Here is a 16323-nt window from a genome sequence, read left to right as displayed (position 1 = left end):
AAACAAGACTCAGGGGAGTGAGGGCTGGATGAAAAGTATTTCGGATGTTGCAAAAGAATTCAATATTACGACGAGAACTATACGCTACTATGAGGAGCTGGGATTATTAATGCCCATTCGCAGCGACAGCAACAGAAGATATTACAGACCTGCCGACTGCGCCAAACTAAAGCTCATACAAAGAGGAAAGCAATATGGCTTTCAACTGGATGAAATTAAAGAAATGGTTCTGCTATTTGATATGGATCGCACTGGAAGAAGACAACTAGAAAGAACGATAGAATATGGAAATGAAAAAACCATGGAAATTGAAAAGAAGATTAAAGAGCTAGGAGAAATGAAAAAAGAAATGGAAGCTTTGCTACATGTTTTTACAGTTAAATTAGAAAATCTAAAAGGGGAGGAAAACAGATGAATTTATCAAGACTATTAGAACATAATGCAAGTAAGTATCCACTTAATGAGGCAGTAGTTGGGATGGGCCAAAGACTTACCTACGAAGCATTAAATAATCTAGTAGAGAAGTTGTCGACTGGACTATTAAAAGTAGGCATCAAGAAAAATGATAAGATTGTTCTATTTATGCCCAATGTTCCCGAATTTATTATTACTTATTTTGCAGCACATCGAATCGGAGCAGTAATCGTACCGATCAATGCAAAGTCTACTCTAGCTGAAATAGAGTATATTTTAAATCATGCAGATTCAAAGATATTCGTTGTGCATGAGCTTCTATTCGATACTGTAAAGGATTTACAAAATGAAAGCCTACTTGTAAAAACGGGTGGAGAGCACCATGGATGGATTACGTTTAATGAATTAACTAAAGAAGAAATGAAGGCGCTTCCTAAATCATCCTCCATGGATGACGAGCCATCTACCATTCTATATACGTCTGGAACGACGGGACAGCCAAAAGGAGTTCTTTTCAGTCACCGGAATGTTCTCACTGTAGCGAAAATGATTTGTATTGAAATGGAAATGAAACCAGAAAGTCGCTTGCTTTTAATGATGCCGCTTAGTCATTCAGCTCCTCTTCATTTATTCATGGTAGCTGGCGTCATAGTTGGTGCCACACTCGTTTTAACGCCAACATTTACTCCAGATTTGCTGTTAAAAACGGTAGAGGAAGAGAGGACGACCCATTTCTTTGGGGCTCCAGTTGCATATTTAATGACTGGTAAGAATCCCGCAATCGAGCATACAGACTTAAGCTCGATGAAGTGGTGGATATATGGGGGGGCACCATTGTCGAGTGGGGAAGTTTTATATATGAAACAGGCTTTTAAAACGGATAATTTTGTATGTGTTTACGGATTAACGGAGGCTGGTCCAAGTGGGACACTATTGTTAGGACATGAACATGCGAAGAAAGCAGGAAGTATTGGGAAAAGGGCAGCATTGTTTACGGAAATTAGAGTCGTAAATGGCGATGGAGAAGATGTAGGTGTAGCTGAGGTCGGAGAAATTTATCTTCGAGGTGACGGAACGATGCTAGGATACTATAAAAATCCTGAAGCAACTGCAGCGACCTTTGATGGCGATTGGTTAAAGACAGGTGATTTAGCTCGCATTGATGAAGATGGATATATATTCATCGTTGATCGAAAGAAGGACATGATTATTTCTGGAGGAGTAAATATTTATCCGAAGGAAGTGGAGGATGTATTAATTACCCATGAAGCAGTTTCAGAAGTTGCTATTGTCGGGGTTCCACACGTAGAATGGGGCGAAACAGTAAAAGCTTATTTTGCGGCAACAAGACCAGTCGAGACGAAGGAATTAATAGACCATTTGAACGGAAAAGTATCCTCTTTCAAAATACCAAAGCTCTTTGAACAAGTCGAAGCTCTTCCACGGAATGCATCCGGGAAAATTCTGAAGCAATCATTGAGAGAAGGCGGTAAATAATATGGATCGAGCAAATTACTTTGCAGAAGATGAATCATTACAGGATATTTTACAGTCAAAGTTACATCCAGCATTTCAGACATATGCACAGGACCAGCTTAAATCGTTTGGAGAGCTAGTAACAAATGAGATAGATGAACGCGCGCGCCATACAGATCGTGAAGGAGAGCCGAAGCTCGTTAAATTTGATAAGTTCGGAGATGATCAATCAGTCGTTTGGGTAAATGAAGGCTATAAACAGACAGTAAAGGAAACATATGAAACAGGCATAGTAGGTTATTTGCATAAAGAGATTCCCGAGCTTGGTCATAAAGGGAATTATGTTTATAGCTTCGCACAGGGGTATGTATTATCACAATCAGAACCTGGGTTTTATTGTCCCGTAACACTTACGATGGCTACTAGTTATTTACTTGATCATTATGCAAACCAGGAAGTGAAAGAACGATTTCTTCCCCATGTCATCGCGACAGGTGATATAGAGCTATACGAGGGTGCGACTTTTTTAACAGAGCGACAGGGGGGATCAGATGTAGGAGCCAATGAAGTAAAAGCTATAAAAGAAGGTGAGCATTATCTTTTATATGGAGAAAAGTATTTTGCCTCCAATGCTGGTATGGCAGGAGTTGCCATGGTGCTTGCGCGTATAGAGGGCGCTCCTAGTGGCTCCAAAGGGCTGACATTATTTGCTGTTCCTTGGAAAAATACAAATGGTTCCTTAAATGGTATTAAGATTCGCCGACTGAAGGATAAATTAGGTGTTCGAGCAGTCCCAAGTGGTGAGGTGGAATTTGAAGGCGCTCTAGGTTATGTAGTTGGAGACCCTAGCAGTGGGCTGAAATATATGCTAGAGGCACTAAATCTTTCGCGTATTTGTAATACAGTAGCGTCGCTGGGCATTATGCGTCGTGCTTATAATGAGTCGTTTGCTTATGCGGAGAAACGGACTGCATTTGGAAACAAGCTAAATGAATTTCCAATGATCCAGGACTCCCTCGGTCGAATGCGTGCGAAGTTAGAAATAGAACTGTATACAACCTTTGACCTGATTGAACAATATGATCGGGTCGTAAGCGGAGAGGCTTCGAAGGAAGAAGTGATTTTGAATCGATTGTTTATAGCTTTATTGAAAAAAGAAACGGCCGAACAAGCGATTCACTTTGCCCATGAAGCTATCGAGATGCACGGAGGAAACGGCTATATCGAGGACTTCGTAACTCCTAGATTATTACGGGATGCGCAGGTGCTGACAGTATGGGAAGGAACTGCGAATATTCTAGCGCTAGAGCTCATACGATTGGTGAAAAAATTCAATGTCCATCATCTATTTGTTCGAGCAATGGAGCAGCGACTTCAACAATGTGAGGAATCAAACCTGAAACCCATTGTCCATGAAAAGCTCCAACAACTTAGCGAATCATTAGATGTATTCGCTTCACTACAAGAGGATGTCCAAACGTTTGAAGCAAAAGCACTCGCTAAAGAAATGGTACGCTTGTATGAAAGTATCGTGGCTGTAGAAATTGCTGATAAACCTCATATCGGATTATTAAGCGCTATTTATATAGAAGAAACATGGCAACTACGTAAATTAGGAGATGCAATGAAGACATGTGAGTGGTTCAAGGGAATCCAAAAATAAGAAAAGGCTATTCCATTTATTGGAGTAGCCTTTTTGAGTCAGTATATATGGAAAAGTATCCCTTTCCGCAAGTAAACGCTAGCCGACCGCAAGTATTCAACTCGAGATTCAAAACTATACGAGAATGCCATGATTATGCTAGAGAGAATTGCCTCTATACGAGAGAGAAATGAGCTTATACGATAGTGATCCAGTTCTATACGAGAATACCATGAGTAAGCGAGCGAGAATTGCCTCTATACGAGAGAGAAATGAGCATATACGATAGGGATACACTTCTATACGAGAATGCCATGATTAGGCGTGTAGAGCACAAGTATCCAGCTATCAACCGCAAGTAAACTACCAAATGCCACAATCTTCCCGTTATTCAAGCTCCAAATGCTCCTTCAAAAGCATCGTCACTTCATTCAACTCTTCTTCTTCGGGAACATAATACCAAATATCATTCATTCGCTTGCCGCCTCCATTCGAGAGCGTAATAGATTCAACATTTGCCAGTGCATTCTTATAGCCTTTTTGAATATCCATCATTTGTTCGAACTTCATATTCGTCCGGATATTTTCTGCTAATGTAGCCAATAAATCCTTGTAGTGGAGAATGCTATTAAAAGAAGCTCCTTCTTTTAAAACGGCTAGGAGAACTTGTTTTTGGCGCTCCTGTCTCCCAAAGTCACCTAGCGGATCATTCATCCGCATGCGCACATAACTAAGTGCCATATCTCCATCTAAATGCATTGGACCTTCTTCAAATAGATAACCGTTTTCTTCGAAAGCAGAAGCGTTTTCGACTGTAACACCGCCAACACTATCGACAATTTCTAAAAAGCTTTCCATATTAACCTGTATAACATAATCGATCGGAATATCTATTAAGTTTTCGACGGAATGAAGCGCCATATCTATTCCCCCGAATGCATACGCGTGATTTAATTTATCCATTTTATCTAATCCGATGATTTCCGTATATGTATCTCTGGGAATACTCAATACTTTTATCGAAGCGAGAGAGGGATTAACGGTTAGTACGATAATAGTATCGGAACGACCAGCATCCGCATCGCGTTCATCCACACCGAGTAATAATACCGAAATTGGTTCTTTTTCTATGAGCTCCACTTCCGTTTCTCGAAGTTTAGAAACTTTACGAATTTCGGGTTCATGGATAGTTTCGAGTGTCGTCGTTACATTTTTATAAAAACTAGTAGCGTATACTGTTCCACTTAATAGTAAGCAACTAATAATGGTAATCCAAATTATTTTCTTTGACATGCATGGTCCTCATTTCTTATAACTACAAAGCCTTTTCGTAAATATATGAATGCAAGCTCCAGATTATTAATCTGAGCTTGTGCTAGTATGCATAGTTTTTGATCTTATTAAACGTATTAAAAATACCTATTTCAAAATCATCATTTACTAAAAATTAATATTCAAATTACAATTTACTGAAACTTAATATTTAAAATTATCTAAACTATAGTATAGTTAAAGAGATTCACATTATAAAAAGGGATGGTGCGAGAATGTATAAAAGAACTTATAAAAGTATAGCAGCATTAACGATTGCAGCTGGTTTGGGGTTAGCTTTAACACCTCAAACAAGTTTAGCGGCTGAGGGAGATTTCAGCCTTACAGTTATGCATACGAATGACACACATGCAAACGTAGATGCAGCTGCAAAACGAGCGACTCTTGTAAAACAGATTCGTTCTGAGCACAAAAATAATCTGTTACTTGACGCAGGGGATGTTTTCTCTGGAACGCTATATTTTAACCAATATACTGGTTTAGCTGATTTAGAGTTTATGAATTTATTGAAATACGATGCTATGACTTTCGGAAACCATGAATTTGACCTAGGTTCTACATCTGATGGTCATTTAGGTCTTACAGAATTTGTCAAAAAAGCAGAGTTTCCATTTGTAAGTGCCAATGTGGATTTTTCGAAGGACGCTCTATTTGAAGGGCTTCAAAATAACGAATATTCATCAACAGCTGCCAATGGAGAAATATATAACGGTATTATAAAAGAAGTTGGTGGAGAAAAAGTTGGGATTTTTGGATTAACAACTGCAGAAACTGTGGATATTTCAAGTCCTAATGATATCGCATTCACTAATTATATTGAGGCAGCAAAAGGAGCAGTAGCTGCATTTGAAAAAGCAGGGGTAAATAAAATCATTGCGTTGACTCATATAGGCTATGATGATGCGGCGAAATACGATAATGATTTATTGTTAGCGGAAAAAGTACCTGGAATCGATATTATCGTTGGTGGTCATACTCATACGAAACTGGATGCACCTAAAGAGCTAACTGTAAACGGAAAGCCAGTTCTTATCGTTCAAGCAAATGAGTACAATAAATTTTTAGGTCAATTAGATGTTTCATTCAATACTGAAGGTGTTATTACAGATCACACTGGAGTCTTACATGATGTTGCAGCAGTAGAAACTCCAGATGCAGAAACTACTAAACTACTAAAACCGTATGCTGATTCTATTGAAAAAGTAAAAAATACTTCAACAGGTAAGGTAGCAGTAGAGGGACTTAATGGTGGACGTGGACTTTGGGGCGTTCGTGCCGGTGAAACGAATCTTGGTAACTTGATCACGGATGGTATGTTAGCGACTGCTAAAAAAATTGATGCAGAAACTGTTATTGCTATGCAAAATGGTGGAGGAATTCGTGCTTCTATTGACGCAGGAGATATTACAGTTGGAGAAGTTTTGACTGTCATGCCTTTTGGTAATGCATTAGCTATAGCGTCTGTGACAGGAGAAGAGATTAAATCTTTACTGGAAAATGCTGTGGATGAGTTTCCTAAAGAAAAAGGAGCATTTTTACATGTTTCTGGTTTAAAATACACGTTTGATGGTACTGCAGAAGCAGGTAAACGTGTTCTAAGTGTACAAGTAAAAGAAGGCGATAAGTATGTAAACTTAGATAATTCTAAAACATATAAAGTAGCAACAAACACATTTACAGCAAAAGGTGGGGATGGCTTTAAAGCCTTTGAAACTGCTTATGCTGAAGGTCGAGTAAGCGAACCAGGAAATGTGGACTGGGAAATGTTCATTGAATACATTACAAATCTTGAAAAAGTAAATCCAACTGAAGAGGGACGCATTAAAGTTGTAATACCATTTAATGACGTTAAAGAAGCGGATTGGCACTATTCATATATTCAAGATTTATTTTATCAAGGCTTATCAAAAGGAACTACTGATGCAACATATTCACCAAACAAACAATTGACGCGCGCTCAAGCTACGTCATTAATCGTCCGTGCACTTGGTCTGGAAGCAAAAGGGACAGCAAAATTTACAGATACCGCTAATCTTCATGCTGATACAAAAGCTGAAATTGCAGCTGCAGCAGAGGCTGGTATTGTAAAAGGCGTTAACGGAAAGTTCTTGCCTCACCAAGCTGTCACTCGCGCACAATTTGCGTTAATGCTTAACAGAGCTTATGATGCAAAATCAGAAGTAGACTATACAGTAAAAGAAAAAGCTACTTTCTCAGATTTAGGGAAATATGATGGCGATTTTGTAAAAGCTATTAATATGATAGAAGAACTAAATATTGGTTCTGGTACTGATGGGAAATTTAGACCTACAGAAGGAACAACTCGTGCTCAGGCTGCTAAATTTGTTTCTAACTTTAATAATCTATTAAAATAAATACTAGAAAATCCCTTCATATACATTATATGAAGGGATTTTTAGTTTAAATTGGACCTTTCTTGTGTATACTTATTAGAAAGGAGGTAATTTACTTGGAAAAGTTTAATAGATTCTTATGGTTGGCGTTATTCATGGTCTTATTGTTTCCAGGAATAGCACAAGCTTCACTATTCACAGACGTTAGTGAAGATGAGTGGTATTATCCGGTATTAGTCTCCAATCAAAAGAATGAAGTCATTACTGGCTATCCAGACGGAACTTTTCGTCCGAATAACTCCATTAGTAGAGCCCAGGTAGCTCAAATTATTAATAGAGTCTTAAAATTACCAGATTCTACTGATTACAAGCCCTCATTTACAGATATCACGAGTGATCATCCTGCTTATAAGGATATAGCCACACTAACAAAAGCAGGAATTTTTAATGATGGACTGAATTTCAACCCCAATGATACGTTAACAAGAGCACAACTATCCAAAATTATTGTTTTAATGAATGATTTTCAAGTTGAAAAAAAAGTCAAAGTCCCTTTCACAGATGTACGAGAAGGCCATTGGGCAGCACCTTACATAGCATTTTTAGCTAAAACTGGAATTACAACGGGTAAAACAAAAACTTCCTTTGCACCTAGTAGTGCAGTGACCCGAATTCAAGCTCTAGTTATATTAGACAGAAGTATGGAATATAAGAAAAACCCAGAAAAAAATGAAACTATCTATGATCCTTATGAAAAGGAATATAAAAGTATCGAACAAGCAAATGTGAGTTTTGTCTCAGAAACTATTAAACTAGTAAATGCAGAGCGCAAAAAACAAGGGTTGACTGCTTTAGTTGAAGACAAAACGCTATCCCAAATAGCATTTATAAAAGCAGAGGATATGGTTGAACATAATTATTTTGAACATACTTCGCCAATATATGGAGCTCCTTGGGATATGGCAGATGGATTCGGATACTTCTATAAAACCTTTGGGGAAAATATTGCACATGGCTACGAAGGATCTGATGAGGTAGTCACCGCTTGGATGAATTCTCCTGGTCATCGAGCTAATATACTAAACAATAAGTATACGAAAATTGGCGTAGGAATAGCTTTAAACGATAATAACCAATATTATTACGTCCATATGTTCTCCAGTAAATAATTTGTAAGCTGAATCAAGTCAAATTGGACATTGATTCAGCTTTTTTCAAAAGAAGATTAGAAAGTATATTAAAATGTCCCCGTGAACACTGGATTCTTGGGACTTTAATGAAGGGGAAATACTGCTGATTTCCGTTTCAGATGGACGCGTTCCGCAGGGTGAGCGATGAACCATCACCGACGCTTGCGCGTTCGCCTGTGATGTTTCATCTGTCTCACTCATCCTGCCGGAGTCGCCACCTTCCACTACAATCAATATACTGTGTAGTACTAAGGATATAGGTTATAGTAAAACCTATAGCTAAGACGATAAGATTAGTTAAATTTTAGATAGTGAATAAATAATCTGTAATCGCAGTTGAATTAGAAATGCTATTATCCAATAATAGATGGAGAAAGTAGATTTTCTTTTATTCTAGTGGAAATAAAAAGAGGTAGTAAGTGTTTGACCCATAAAGAAGCGAAATAGCGAACGAAATTGCATCTTCGAGAGCTTCCTAAATGAATAGGATAGTATCTTTTCTCTAGTTACCAAAAAATGCACTAACCTGTTTCTAAGAGTTGTAGAGGGGCGACGGACAGCCAAATTCCATAAGATTACCAAGAAAAGAGATGCTGGTCGTGACGTCAGTCACGACCAGCATCTCCCCCAAAAAAATGGTTATAGTACAGCACCAAGTCTGTTCATAGCCCCTTCAGAAACGATAGAAACAGGTTTTGAACTTAAAGGACCGGGCGGCTGTACCTGGTTTTTCTTATAGAAAAGTAAGTGAATTCTCCCTATTTTATCAATAAAGCGATTAATTTGTAGGAAAATTTAAAAATTGAGTAAAAATGAGGATATTAATGGAAGTAGTTTTTTGATATTATCGTATAAGGATAAGGAGAGGAGCTCAAAAGTGTTAGGTAAAATTAAACAAATTGTTACTATCAGTCTTATGCTAGTTTTAGCTTTTTCGCTATCAATCCAAGCGAATGCTGCCAATACCTTTTCAGATGTATCGAATTCGGATGAAGGTTATCAGGAAATTGAATATATATATAATAAAGGAATTATAAAAGGCTATGAAAGTGGTGGAGTTCAGAAATTCAAACCTACTGATGTATTAACTCGCTATCAAGCAGCTAAGATGCTAGTTCTTGCAGGTGGACATGGACCGTTAAAGGTTAGTAAATCGAGTTTTAAAGACGTAAAATTAAAAGAATCTGAGTATATTGAACAAGCTGTAAAACTTGGGTACATGAAAGGTACAGGAAACGGAAACTTTAGTCCTTTCAAACCATTTACTAGAGACGATATGAGTATTGCTCTAGTTAAGACGTTTAATCTGAGTTTAACTGAAAATGCAAACAAGCCTATTGTCTTTTCCGATATAAATAATAACGATGAACTAGCTAAGTATGTAAAGGCTATTTATTATAATGGTATTACACAGGGCTCCAATAATAAATATATGCCAAATAGTGGTGTGACTCGTAGACAATTTAGTCTTTTTGTAGCTCGTGGAATGGAAGACGAATTTAAAGTATATAAAGAAGTTGATGGAGCAACACTACCTGATCCAAGTAAATCGATTGGACAAGTCATTATTCAAGTTAGTAATGATACGCTAAATGTTCGAACAGAGCCAAATAATTCTGGAACAGTTGTCGGTAAATTAGTCGATAAAGAAAAGGTATTTGTTTATGAAGTCACAGGTGATTGGTTAAAGATAGATTATAAAGGTGAATTACAATACATTAGCAGTGCTTATACAAGTTTCTTAGATATTAATGGCAAGGAAATTGGTGCTTCCACTGGAAAAGTATTAACAACCTCTCCTGATTTAAATATTAGAAGTAAACCAACAACAAGCGGGGCTATTATTAGTACTGTAAGTAAAAATACAGAATTACAAACGTACGGATTATATGATGGCTGGTATTTAGTAAAAGTGGATAATATCCCAGGTTACATCAGTGCAAGCTATACAAAGGATGCTACAATACCTGAAGACACTGGATCAGATAATTTAGGAGACGTTATTGGTAAAGTAACAGCAACCTCACTAAATGTTCGTAGTGGTCCAGGAGCAACTTATGCGAGTGTAGGTAGCTTAACAAAAGGTAAAATAGTAACAGTAGAAAGTCTTAATGGCTCTTGGGCTAAAGTTAAATACAGTGGTGGACAAGGTTACGTAAGTAAAACTTATTTGAAACTGTTGAATCAAACCGGAAGTGTACTAAAAAATAGGATTATATTAATGGACGCTGGTCATGGTGGAAAAGATCCAGGTGCCTCTAGTCAAGGTGTTACAGAAAAGAGTATCGTCATTAAAGTGGCGAAACTTGTGGAACAAAAGCTTAAAAGTGCTGGAGCAACGGTTATTATGTCAAGAACTGGCGATACATATCCATCGCTTCAAGACCGAGTGGCATTATCCAAGTCTACAAACACAGAACTTTTTGTTAGTATACATGTAAATGCTGCAGCGAATAAAAGTGTTACCGGAACAGAAACATTCTATAATTTATCAGCGAATGATAATGGCGCAGAAAGTAAAGTTCTTGCCACGAAAATTCAACAAGAAATTATAAAAAATGCAAGTATGAATAATCGTGGGACAAAAGAAGGAGAATTTTACGTCATTAAACAAATGGAGATTCCATCTGTTTTGGTAGAACTAGGTTTTATTACTAATCAGCAAGATTTAAACAAACTTGTGAATGATAAATATATAGAGATTTATGCTCAATCCATATTTAATGGAATAAGAGATTACTATTCAATTCAATAATATTCAGAGGCAGTGCCTAGTCAAATAATGACTATGTGCTGTCTTTTTTTGTTTGTAATCTTTTTGTTATATTTTTGTTATTTATATGAGACGAAACTGTAATGTTTAACACCGATAAATGATGTTATGCTTACTACAGATTTTGCTATAGAGAGAGGTTTTACAACATAATGTTTAAGAAAGTTATTAAAGTATGTCTACTTAGTTCAGCATTACTAATGATGAATGTCTCAGCAGCGAATGCTGCATCGCCAAGTGAAATTAAAACGAAAGCTTATAATTATATAGGAACACCATATGCATACGGTGGCACTACATCTAGAGGCTTTGACTGTTCAGGATTTATCCAACAAGTATTTCAGGATGTAAATATAGCTTTACCAAGAACGACTTCAGAACAATATAAAGATGGTACAAGCGTAAGTAAAAGCAATTTAGAAGTTGGAGATTTAGTATTCTTTAATACTTCAGGCAAGGGAGTTTCTCATGCTGGAATATATATTGGATCAAACCAGTTCATTCATTCATCTACCTCCAATGGAGTTAGTGTTTCATCTATCAATGACCCGTACTATTGGGGCGACAAATACATAGGTGCAAAAAGAGTTTTGGATCAATCACAAACGACAGAAAAAGTTGAAGTAAAATCCGCAAGTATTGATATGAGTATTTTTGCTAGTAGAGCGGAAGTAGCAAAAAGTGTTGCTAGTAAGTTGAATCTTCCATTAGCTGATAACAAAGCAGATTACTCAGATGTTAAAACAACTTCGGAATATTATGAAGCGATAAATTCAGTTACAGCAGCTGGAATATTTAGCGGTAATGAAGAAGGTAAATTTAACCCTTCGAAACCTATTACCAGAGCACATGTTGCAAAGGTTTTAGTTGAAGCATTTAATCTGCAGCCAGCAGCTGGTACTCATAACTTTACTGATGTAAATACTACTCATTGGGCAAGTGAATATGTTCAAATTTTAGCTCAAAATGGAGTCACAATAGGAAAGCCTGATGGAACTTTTGGGATAAACGATAATGTAACATATACACAAATGGACACATTTATAGATAGACTTAAATAAGATTAGTAAATATATACCCTTTAAGCAGTGAGTGTAAACCATGAACAATCATGGAAATTATACTACTTCTTAAAGGGTTTCTATTTTGTAGTTAAGTTAAAATTAGTCGTTATAACGTCTTGTAGAAAAAGGACATAAACTTTTCTGTGCGAAAATGTATTTCATAAGTAAATATGATATAATAAAAAAATGCAATCTAGGGACTAGTAAGTTCCAAATGAAAGGAAGAACAAGATGAAGAGTGTTTTTGTCCTTAGGCTCTGCAACAATATAACATCATTGAGAATTATTTCACTCTTGCAGATTATGCTTAGAAGAAGCGTAAAACTTGTATATAAAGTAGCCTCATTTATTTATCAACAATTGCATTCGAAAATAAATTATGACGTTCTAATACTTCCTCGCAATATGGGTGGGATTAGTTATGAATAAATTAAAGTTCGCATCTATATTTTTACTATTATCTACAATTATTTTAAAATTCTCAAGTATGATTCGTGATCTTGTTATTGCAGCTTATTTTGCCGACTCCTTTGAAGCTGATGTATATTTTGCCGCTATGACGATTCCAAATGCAATCATTTTGTTCTTATTAACTGGTATGAAGGATGCTTTTTTACCAAGTTATTATAAGTTTGAAGGGATAGGTAGAGGAGATTCTCATTTAACCAATATTATTAAAGGAACATTTTGGATAGCATTAGGAATAGCCATAATTGGAATGTTACTTAGCTCTCCGATTATACATATATTTTATCCGAGCTTTTCCGCATTTGAAGGCGGAATGGAAATTGCTATTTGGGTAAGTGTCATTTATTTTGGTTCAGTTGTATTGGTTGGAGTAAATGCTGTTTATGAAGGTTACTTTGATGCACAAAAGAAATTTTCATTTTCAGTCTTTTCTCAGACAAGTGTAGTTTTAGTTACAATTATCTTTACACTCCTATTTCACGATTTAATAGGAATACTATCTGTACCAGTTGGTTATTTAGTTGGAACTATATTGAGTTTACTTATTAAATTTGTTTATCGTACGCCGAAGAAATTTGTTAACTGGAAACAGAAAATGGATAAAAAAGAAGTATTCGATTTTTATGGAATTTTCCTTCCTGTTGGCTTAACTATAGCAGTCGGTCAAATAAACTTAACGGTAAATTCTTTTTTTGCAGCTAGAATAGGTGTAGAGGGTACAGTCTCCAATCTAAACTATGCATTTAGACTAGTTAATATTCCACAAGCAATCTTTGCTGTAACAATAGCAACAATTGTATTTCCTATTATCGCCAGTGCAAGGTCAGAGAATAATATGTTAAAATTCCGTAATGGTATAGAAAAAGGAATACTATATTTACTTGTTTTCCTAACACCTGCTTTAACTGGAATGGTCTTTCTAATGCAAGAATTAGTAAGTGTTGTATACGAACGTGGTGCATTTACTTCTGCTTCCACTGAAGTAACAGCATCCTATGCAGTTTTATACATAGGCTCTACGTTCTTTTATTCGATCCAGGCGATCATTGCAAAAGGGTTCTATACATTGGAAAAAGGTCATTATATGATGAGAATCGGTATAATTTCAATTTTCCTTAACATTGCATCGAACTGGATATTTTCGAATTATTTCGGTGCCGAGGGTATAGCGTTTTCTACCTCAATCGTTGCAGTTCTATATTCGACAATAACGTTTGTAACATTATGGAAATTAATCGGTGGTATGAACAAAGTCTTCTTGTTGAAAAATACTTTACAAGTAGTGATAGCAACAGCTACAATGTTTGTGACTATAAACATGGTAGATAAATTTACCGAAATAGCTGATTTACCGCCACTATTACACATTCTAACAATTGCTTTACCTGGTGCAGTAGTTTACTTTTTAGTTCTCATGTTATTCAACAACGAATTCGTGAAAACTATTTTATCTAAGGGAGGAAATTCATCATCTATCTAATGATGGTTACTAAATTATGAAAAATAACATAAAAAAGCAAATTAAGAATTTAAATAAAATCGATACATTTTCACCTTATTTCTTTTTACCATTTATATTAGTTTTGTATTTCTTTATAAGTCTTTTTGATTTTCATCGATTTGAGTTATTTAATGTAAATACATCTATCTGGCCATCCGTAATCTTAGCGTTAATCTGTTACTATATAGGAGTTTACTTTGTAGATAAAAAAGAATGGACATTCCCTACACTTGGACTTTCGTTTCTTCGAGGTTACGTAATTTGGATGATTTGGGCACTTGTAATAATAGGCGGACTTGCGTATTTTACAATGATGACAGGTGGAGATGTTGGGATTTCGGATGAATCCGTGCGTCGTAATCTGGATCCTAAGTTAAACTTTTTAAGTCAGTTACTTTGGTTCGGTGCTATTCTCATCTTATCTTTAAAAATTATTAAAGAAAAAAATATGACTAAAGGCAAATTGCTTCTATACGCTGTTATCTATGGTGTAATAATGGTAATGTTCCTAATGATGGGATATAGAACACCAATAATATTGATGCTATTTACAGGTCTTATTATTTTCCACTATGCTGTTAAACGTATCAAATTAACTTGGTTTTTAACTACTTTGTTAGTAATAGGGGTCTTCTTCTCGCTATTCGGTTTCTTTAGAGTACTGTCTGAAGATACATCTAAGGATTTTAACTCAAGAGAGCAACCAGATGTTGAACTAACGGAGACTGAGGCAGAAAAGTTAATAACGGTTGAAAGAAAAGTTAACCTTGTTCCGAAATGGATACGTTCACTGAACGGAGAAGCTGTTACGGGACATATCGTATTAAGTAAAATTATTGAGTATACAAAAGAAGAAGAATATCTAAATGGCGAAATTCACGGTGGAATCTTCTCTACAATTCTACCTGGTGAGCAAATTTCACCTCGTATGAAGGTCACAGAAATCGTTAACTCATTGAGTGTTGAAGAAGGAAAATATATAACTCGACCAACTAGAACTACGACTCCAACCTATATTGGACAGCTCTTCTTAGATGGAGGATACTTGTTAGTTGCAATTGGTTTCCTTCTATATGGTGTTATTATTTCTATGCTATATAATCAGGTGAAACAAAATGGATATGATAGTTATCAAGCAGTCGCATTCGCTTTTGTTTTAACTATTTTTACAGTTTCCATGCATACCGGATTGCTGGATTTAATATTCCTGCTAATGATCGGATTTGTTGTATTAACCGCAGCACTGAGTAAGGCTAAAAATTCTAAGGTAAATACAAATATATAATAAAAAGTCTCACACTAGAAAGTTGGTGTGAGACTTTTTTATGGAAAATGATATGCGCCATCAAACAGAATGAGAGTTCGTAAAGGATGAAGGTCGCTTTTGCTGCGACGAACGCACGGCGGTGTAGAAATTCCCTCTATAGATTGATGCTTTGTCCCGGCAACCATTTACTTAATCTGTTAGGCCATTTACTTGCGCTCATCGGGCTGGTACTTGCTCTACTAGTTGAGTAACTTTCTCATGATTATCGTTTACTTGCTCTTGATGACTATTTACTTGCGGAACGGGAAATTTATCCATTTAGATAGCATGCGGCCAGTGCTACATGAATGTAGAAATTCTCTCCACGAACTGATGCTTTGGGCTGGAAGCCATTTACTTGCTCTGTTACGCCATTTACTTGCGCTCATCGGGCTGTTACTTGCTCTACTAGTTGAGTAACTTGCTCATGAATATCGTTTACTTGCTATTGAGGACCATTTACTTGCGAAACGGCATTTTTATCCATATTTAGGGTGGTGCAGCGCGCCTAAGTGTAGAAATTCTCTACATGGATCGAGGAAACCATCTACTTGCTCTAGTAAGTCATTTACTGCGCTCATCGGGCTGTTACTTGCTCTACTAGTTGAGTAACTTGCTCATGATTATCGTTTACTTGCTATTGATGACTATTTACTTGCGAATAGGAATTTTTATCCACGGTTTTGAATTAGAAATACTATAAATTATCCAAAGAAGGATCAACAGAGTAGATTTTCTTTTATACTAGTGGATATATATATAAATAATAAGTATTTACTAAATAAAGTAGCGAAATAGCTCAC

11 protein-coding genes are annotated in these 16323 nt (G+C 36.3%); 10 read left to right on the top strand and 1 reads right to left on the bottom strand.

All coding sequences use genetic code 11. The features are described 5' to 3' along the window. Window positions 1-28: 28 nt before the first annotated feature. The 3 genes from MKY37_RS05035 to MKY37_RS05025 are packed head-to-tail and all read left to right on the top strand — an operon-like array spanning window position 29 to window position 3553. Entirely contained in the window at window positions 29-415 is a 387-nt protein-coding gene (locus tag MKY37_RS05035; RefSeq protein ID WP_340774453.1) for a MerR family transcriptional regulator, read from the top strand. Beyond that, a complete protein-coding gene (locus MKY37_RS05030) occupies window positions 412-1911 on the top strand; it encodes a class I adenylate-forming enzyme family protein (RefSeq protein WP_340774449.1) in 1500 nt (499 codons plus the stop codon). The genes MKY37_RS05035 and MKY37_RS05030 overlap by 4 nt, the downstream gene beginning before the upstream one ends. A gap of 1 nt (window position 1912) precedes the next feature. After that, window positions 1913-3553, top strand: a complete 1641-nt coding sequence (locus MKY37_RS05025; RefSeq protein ID WP_340774447.1) for an acyl-CoA dehydrogenase family protein — start codon at window positions 1913-1915, stop codon at window positions 3551-3553. A gap of 366 nt (window positions 3554-3919) precedes the next feature. Here MKY37_RS05025 and MKY37_RS05020 read toward each other — a convergent pair whose 3' ends face one another. Continuing rightward, window positions 3920-4825, bottom strand: a complete 906-nt coding sequence (locus MKY37_RS05020) for an LCP family glycopolymer transferase (RefSeq protein ID WP_340774446.1) — start codon at window positions 4823-4825, stop codon at window positions 3920-3922. A 254-nt stretch (window positions 4826-5079) separates the two neighbouring features. On the opposite strand from MKY37_RS05020, the gene MKY37_RS05015 reads away from it, so the two are divergent. The 7 genes from MKY37_RS05015 to MKY37_RS04985 all read left to right on the top strand — a co-directional run bounded on the left by MKY37_RS05015 (window position 5080) and on the right by MKY37_RS04985 (window position 15940). Beyond that, complete coding sequence (locus MKY37_RS05015; protein WP_340774443.1) at window positions 5080-7239, top strand: 5'-nucleotidase C-terminal domain-containing protein; 2160 nt, start codon at window positions 5080-5082, stop codon at window positions 7237-7239. A gap of 95 nt (window positions 7240-7334) precedes the next feature. After that, window positions 7335-8387, top strand: a complete 1053-nt coding sequence (locus tag MKY37_RS05010; protein WP_340774442.1) for a CAP and S-layer homology domain-containing protein — start codon at window positions 7335-7337, stop codon at window positions 8385-8387. An 898-nt stretch (window positions 8388-9285) separates the two neighbouring features. Continuing rightward, complete coding sequence (locus MKY37_RS05005; protein WP_340774440.1) at window positions 9286-11163, top strand: N-acetylmuramoyl-L-alanine amidase; 1878 nt, start codon at window positions 9286-9288, stop codon at window positions 11161-11163. Between the two features lie 170 nt (window positions 11164-11333). Further along, window positions 11334-12242, top strand: coding sequence for a C40 family peptidase (locus MKY37_RS05000; protein WP_340774439.1), 909 nt, complete (start codon window positions 11334-11336; stop codon window positions 12240-12242). A gap of 424 nt (window positions 12243-12666) precedes the next feature. Next, a complete protein-coding gene (gene murJ / locus MKY37_RS04995; RefSeq protein WP_340774437.1) occupies window positions 12667-14193 on the top strand; it encodes a murein biosynthesis integral membrane protein MurJ in 1527 nt (508 codons plus the stop codon). Between the two features lie 16 nt (window positions 14194-14209). Beyond that, window positions 14210-15499, top strand: coding sequence for an oligosaccharide repeat unit polymerase (locus tag MKY37_RS04990; RefSeq protein WP_340774436.1), 1290 nt, complete (start codon window positions 14210-14212; stop codon window positions 15497-15499). A gap of 264 nt (window positions 15500-15763) precedes the next feature. Further along, window positions 15764-15940: a hypothetical protein gene (locus MKY37_RS04985; RefSeq protein ID WP_340774434.1), complete on the top strand. Its 177-nt coding sequence runs from the start codon at window positions 15764-15766 to the stop codon at window positions 15938-15940. The last annotated feature ends 383 nt before the right edge of the window (window positions 15941-16323 follow it).

It is taken from the genome of Psychrobacillus sp. FSL K6-2836 (assembly GCF_038003085.1).
Taxonomy (GTDB): domain Bacteria; phylum Bacillota; class Bacilli; order Bacillales_A; family Planococcaceae; genus Psychrobacillus.
Note: the sequence above shows the minus strand (reverse complement) of the source record. Positions and strands in the feature narration are given on the sequence as shown.

Coding starts and splice junctions, on each gene's coding strand:
- MKY37_RS05035 (WP_340774453.1), top strand. CDS start 29: ATGAAAAGTATTTCGGATGTTGCAAAAGAATTCAATATTACGACGAGA.
- MKY37_RS05030 (WP_340774449.1), top strand. CDS start 412: ATGAATTTATCAAGACTATTAGAACATAATGCAAGTAAGTATCCACTT.
- MKY37_RS05025 (WP_340774447.1), top strand. CDS start 1,913: ATGGATCGAGCAAATTACTTTGCAGAAGATGAATCATTACAGGATATT.
- MKY37_RS05020 (WP_340774446.1), bottom strand. CDS start 4,825: ATGTCAAAGAAAATAATTTGGATTACCATTATTAGTTGCTTACTATTA.
- MKY37_RS05015 (WP_340774443.1), top strand. CDS start 5,080: ATGTATAAAAGAACTTATAAAAGTATAGCAGCATTAACGATTGCAGCT.
- MKY37_RS05000 (WP_340774439.1), top strand. CDS start 11,334: ATGTTTAAGAAAGTTATTAAAGTATGTCTACTTAGTTCAGCATTACTA.
- murJ (WP_340774437.1), top strand. CDS start 12,667: ATGAATAAATTAAAGTTCGCATCTATATTTTTACTATTATCTACAATT.
- MKY37_RS04990 (WP_340774436.1), top strand. CDS start 14,210: ATGAAAAATAACATAAAAAAGCAAATTAAGAATTTAAATAAAATCGAT.
- MKY37_RS04985 (WP_340774434.1), top strand. CDS start 15,764: ATGACTATTTACTTGCGGAACGGGAAATTTATCCATTTAGATAGCATG.